This window comes from Martelella sp., assembly GCF_984369615.1.
In genome coordinates this window covers 1-4,666 of the sequence record NZ_CFHTCS010000340.1, presented here as the reverse complement: position 1 = coordinate 4,666, position 4,666 = coordinate 1, and the positions used below count along the sequence as shown (strand labels likewise).

Sequence of the window (4,666 nt, the reverse complement as noted above, 5' to 3'; positions counted from 1 at the left end):
CCGACCCGGCCTTCATCGCCCATGCAGGTGTAAAGATCGCCGGTGGCGCTGACGCGCAGGCGGTTGCACGCGGCGCAGAAACCGCACGAAAGCGGCGTGATGAACCCCAGAACGCCGCCGGTTTCCGCGACCCGCATATAACGCGCTGGACCACCGCTTTTCAAGGCAAGCGGCTGAAGCGTCCAGCGCTTCGAAAGCGTGTCGCGCAGCTTCGAGAGCGACAGAAAGCTCTCCCGGCGATCATGCCGTCCCTCGCCGAGCGGCATTTCCTCGATCAGCGTCAGGTCCATTCCGCGTTCATGGGCAAAGCGGATCAGCTCGTCCACTTCCTGCTCGAAGGCGCCGCGCATGGCAACCGCATTGATCTTGACCCTGAGGCCCGCCGCCTGCGCCGCCTCCAGGCCGGCAAAGACCCGTTCGATCCGACCCCAGCGGGTGATCGCGCGATAACGCCGCGGATCGAGCGTATCGAGCGAGACATTCACCCGGCGCACGCCATGGGCAAACAGCGCTTCCGCGTAGCGATCCAGCAGCGTGCCATTGGTCGTCAGCGTCAGCTCGTCGAGCATGCCGCGCTTCAGATCAGCGCCGAGCATGGCGAACAGCGCCATGATGTTCTTGCGCACCAGCGGCTCGCCGCCGGTGATCCGGATCTTGCGCACCCCGCGCGCCATGAAGATGCGGGAAAGCCGGTAGAGCTCCTCAAGATCGAGGATCTCACGGCGCGGCAGGAAGGTCATGTTCTCGGACATGCAATAGGTGCAGCGCAGATCGCAGCGATCCGTCACCGAAAGCCGGAGATAGGTCGCGGTGCGGCCGAAACCGTCGACCAGCGGGCGCGGCGCTGACTGTGTTATCGCGCGTTCATGCCGCATGATCGTCTCTTTCCGCTTTCGGGCCGGCTGCAAGGCACCATGCGACGATCGCATCGACCCTTGCAGGCAGGGGCTGCGACAGATCACCGGCAAAGTCACGCCAGAAATCGAGATAGGTTTCCTTCACCGTGGTCAACACCGGAACGCCGGCCAGGAACGCGGCTTCGAAGACCGAGCGCAGCCCGCGGCCCTCAGCCTCGGCCTTGCCGAAACGGTTGAGGATGATGATGTCCGGCCGGGTCTGGATCCGCCCCTCGGTGAAGACGGAAACCTCCGACAGCACGTTGAAGTCCAATCGGCAACCGCGCGCATTCCTGCCAAGCGCCTGCATGATCTGCCAGCGTTTCCCGGTGGCGATGTCCTTCAGGTCGACCACGCCGCAACACTGGTCCCCAACCGTGACGGCATGCTGGATCAGGCCTTCGACCCGGCGGCCTTGTGCAATAAGCCGGCGTGCGGCGGTCTCCAGCAGGCGATCGACGGCGTCATCCTGCAGAAACGGGATGAAGGCGAGTAAGTTGCGCGGATCGGCGGGGAGCTCTGGTGTGTCGGCCATCCTTTGTTCCTTACTGCACCAGCGGCCCATCGGCGCCGGTGATCTCGATGCCCTCGATGGTCGCTTCCGCCGCCAAAACGGCGATGAACTGCTGAACGGCCTTCGACCAGGAAGCAGCCTCCAGCCAGGCGGCGATGCGCGGCTTAACCGCCTCGAACGGCAATTGCGCGCCCTCGATCCGCCGATCCATGCGGATGATATGAAAGCCATAGCGGGTTTCAACCGGTGACCCTGTCACCTCACCCTCCGGCAGCCGCATCAGCACCGCCTCGAATTCCGGCACGGTGCTGCCTGGCGAAAGCTGACCGAGATTGCCGCCCTGTTGCGCCGACGGACAGGCCGAGCGCGCCCGCGCCAGTTCACTGAAGCGAACGGCGCCGGCTTCAAGCTCCGCAATCATCTGCTCAGCCTCCGCGCGCGCCTGCCGCCGGGCGGCCTCGTCGGCCGGATTTGCGGCAAGCAGGATATGGCTCGCCTCGAAGATCGGTTCGGAGCGGAAGCGGCTCCGGTTGTTCTCATAAAACCGGCGGCATTCGGCATCATCGGCGGAAGGCGCGTCGACCGCCATCTCGATCAGCGCCCGGATTTTCGCATCCTCGGCGGTTTCGGTCTTGCCGTCGGCGGTTGTCTCCGGCGTGCCGGTCACCTGTTCTTCCGCGGCCTTCTGCAGCAGCAACTCACGAATGACGAGCGCTTCGGCGGCGGCCCGAAGCGCCGCGCCGGGATTGTCGGCCGGGTGGTTCTGGGCCTCGGCGAGGATGGCGCTTTCGGCAATCGTGACACCGTTGACCGAGATTTCGGAAAACACCGCTCGCGCCTTGGGCGGGATTTTCGTGTCGACGGCCTGGTAGCCGCTGCCGGGTTCGGGGCCGGCACCGGTGGTTTTGGGCTGTTGCGGTGTGAAAAGATTGACCATTTCGCGTTACTCCGCCGGTTTGCCGTTGATGCGCGACCCGTCGCCCTTCTGCCGGGCAACCTGATAGCCGGGCCGCCAGAAATAGCGCACCGGAACGCTCAGCATGTGCACCAGTCGCGTGAAGGGGAAGACGAGCAGGATGGTGAGCCCAAGGAAAATATGCGCCTTGAAGATCCAGGCGGCATCGGCGACGTAGGACGAGGCGGCGAAGTTGAAGGTGAAGATGCCCTGCGCCCAGCTCATGAATTTCACCATTTCATGACCATCGAGATGATGCAGGGACACCGGGATCGTGCCGAGGCCGAGCAGAAGCTGCAGCCAGAGCAGGATGATGATCATCGTATCGCTGAAGGTGGAAGCGGCCCGCACCCGCGCATCGAACAGCCGGCGGTGAATCAGCAGGGTCGCGCCGACGATGCCGAAAACCCCGGCAATGCCGCCGGCGACGACGGCCAGTATCTGCTTGGCGCCGTGACTGATGCCGAGCGCGTCAAAGACCCAGATTGGGGTCAGGAGCCCGACGACGTGGCCGGCGAAGATGACCAGCACGCCAACGTGAAACAGCACGGAGCCCCAGATGAGCTGTTTGCGCCGCAGCAGTTGCGACGAACCCGAGCGCCATGAATAGGGCTCCCGGTCATAGCGAATCACGGTCCCGAGGATCAGCACCGTGAGCGCGATATAGGGATAGATGCCGAAAACGAGTGTATTGAGATAGGCTGACATGGTCTGTCTCCTAATTCGGTATGGAACCGGCGACATCGCCGGGTTGGCGGTCTGCCGCGCGCATGCGGGTCCTGAGCCGGTCCGGCCCGCACGCGCCCTCGCCGGCATTGCCGCCGAAGGTGACGGCTTCTTCCTCCCAGATGCTGTCGAGCGCCTTCAGGTCGTCGGGGTCGTCTTCGGGTGCGGCCATCAGCTCCTTCAGGAGCTTCTTGTCAGCCTCGGCGGATGACAGCAGGGAAAGCGCCGCAAACGCCGATGCGTAGACAGACTCCCGTTTCTTCAGCCGCTCCCCGATCGCCTCGGTGAGATGCGCGGTCTGGCCGAGCAGGTCTTCCGCTTCCGTCTTGGGGCGGGTGGAGAGAAACTCCAGAAACAGCGGCAGATAGTCCGGCAGTTCCTTCGCGTCGATCTCGAAACCGCCGGCCTCGTAAAGCGCCATCAGGTCGACCATGGCCTGGCCGCGATCCCGACTTTCGCCGTGGATATGCTCGAAGAGATGCAGAGACAGCGCGCGGGTGCGGTCGAAGAGATGGACATAGCGTTCCTGGGCCTCATAGAGATCGCGGCCCGCGAGATCGTCGATCAGCCTTCCGAGCGCCACGGCAACGGCTTCCGGCACCGCCGAGGATGCCAGCGCGGCCTTCAGTTCCGGCAATTCATCCAGCAGTTCCTTCTCCGGATAGGACAGGAGCAGCGAGGTGATTTTCAGGGCGATGTTCATCAGACCTGCTCCTTGAAGATATCGGTTGGCGTCTGCACCACCTTGCGGCGTCCGGCGCCGAAGAGTTCCGTTTCGGAATTGCCGCCGGAACAGCCATTGCCGAAGGAGAAACCGCAGGAGCCGCGCACGTCGTAAGCGTCTTCGGAGACCTCGCGATGGGTGGTCGGGATGACGAAACGGTCCTCGTAATTGGCAATCGCCATCACGTGGTACATGTCCTCGATCATCCGGCCGGTGAGGCCGACGCGTTCGGCAATCGCGTTGTCGTCGACGCCGTCGACGGTCTTCGAGCGCATATAGGCGCGCATGGCGAGCATGCGTTCCAGCGCCGTCACCACCGGTTCCTCCTTGCCCGCCGTCAAAAGGTTGGCGAGGTAGCGCACCGGAATGCGCAGCGACTTCACGTCCGGCATATCGCCATCAAGACCGAGCTTGCCGGCCTCGGCGGCCGACTGGACCGGCGAGAGCGGCGGCACATACCAGACCATCGGCAGGGTGCGGTATTCCGGATGCAGCGGGAAGGCCACCTTCCAGTCAATCGCCATCTTGTAGACCGGCGAGTTTCTGGCCGCCTTCAGCCAGTCTTCTGGCACCCCGTCCTTGCGGGCCTGTTCGATGACGGCCGGATCGTTCGGATCGAGGAACACCTTGAGCTGCTCCTCATAGAGATCCTGCTCGTTCGCGGTCGAGGCGGCTTCCGAAATCCGGTCGGCATCGTAGAGAATGACGCCGAGATAACGGATGCGGCCGACGCAGGTTTCCGAGCAGACCGTCGGCTGGCCGGCCTCGATGCGCGGATAGCAGAAGATGCACTTTTCCGATTTGCCGGAATTCCAGTTGTAATAGATCTTCTTGTAGGGGCAGCCGGAGAC

6 protein-coding genes are annotated in these 4,666 nt (G+C 63.6%); all 6 read right to left on the bottom strand.

The features are described from left to right. Nucleotides 1-875, bottom strand: an 875-nt coding sequence (gene moaA / locus AC5DC2_RS19725) for a GTP 3',8-cyclase MoaA (RefSeq protein WP_491699702.1), incomplete at its 3' end; no start/stop codon positions are given. Further along, nucleotides 865-1,431, bottom strand: coding sequence for a DUF2478 domain-containing protein (locus tag AC5DC2_RS19720; protein ID WP_491699701.1), 567 nt, complete (start codon nt 1,429-1,431; stop codon nt 865-867). The genes moaA and AC5DC2_RS19720, both read right to left, overlap by 11 nt. A gap of 10 nt (nt 1,432-1,441) precedes the next feature. Next, nucleotides 1,442-2,347: a peptidylprolyl isomerase gene (locus AC5DC2_RS19715; protein ID WP_491699700.1), complete on the bottom strand. Its 906-nt coding sequence runs from the start codon at nt 2,345-2,347 to the stop codon at nt 1,442-1,444. Between the two features lie 6 nt (nt 2,348-2,353). After that, nucleotides 2,354-3,073 carry a respiratory nitrate reductase subunit gamma gene (narI, locus tag AC5DC2_RS19710; protein ID WP_491699699.1) on the bottom strand — a complete coding sequence of 240 codons (720 nt, stop codon included), beginning with the start codon at nt 3,071-3,073 and terminating at the stop codon, nt 2,354-2,356. Nucleotides 3,074-3,083: 10 nt separating this feature from the next. Beyond that, nucleotides 3,084-3,794 (bottom strand): nitrate reductase molybdenum cofactor assembly chaperone, encoded by a 711-nt coding sequence (narJ, locus tag AC5DC2_RS19705; protein ID WP_491699698.1) that lies wholly within the window; start codon nt 3,792-3,794, stop codon nt 3,084-3,086. After that, nucleotides 3,794-4,666 (bottom strand): 4Fe-4S dicluster domain-containing protein (locus tag AC5DC2_RS19700; protein WP_491699697.1); only part of this gene is annotated, 873 nt, incomplete at its 5' end. The genes narJ and AC5DC2_RS19700, both read right to left, overlap by 1 nt.

What these genes read in the sequence shown, in the direction of transcription:
- AC5DC2_RS19720 (WP_491699701.1), bottom strand. Translation starts at nt 1,431, where the DNA reads ATGGCCGACACACCAGAGCTCCCCGCCGATCCGCGCAACTTACTCGCC.
- AC5DC2_RS19715 (WP_491699700.1), bottom strand. Translation starts at nt 2,347, where the DNA reads ATGGTCAATCTTTTCACACCGCAACAGCCCAAAACCACCGGTGCCGGC.
- narI (WP_491699699.1), bottom strand. Translation starts at nt 3,073, where the DNA reads ATGTCAGCCTATCTCAATACACTCGTTTTCGGCATCTATCCCTATATC.
- narJ (WP_491699698.1), bottom strand. Translation starts at nt 3,794, where the DNA reads ATGAACATCGCCCTGAAAATCACCTCGCTGCTCCTGTCCTATCCGGAG.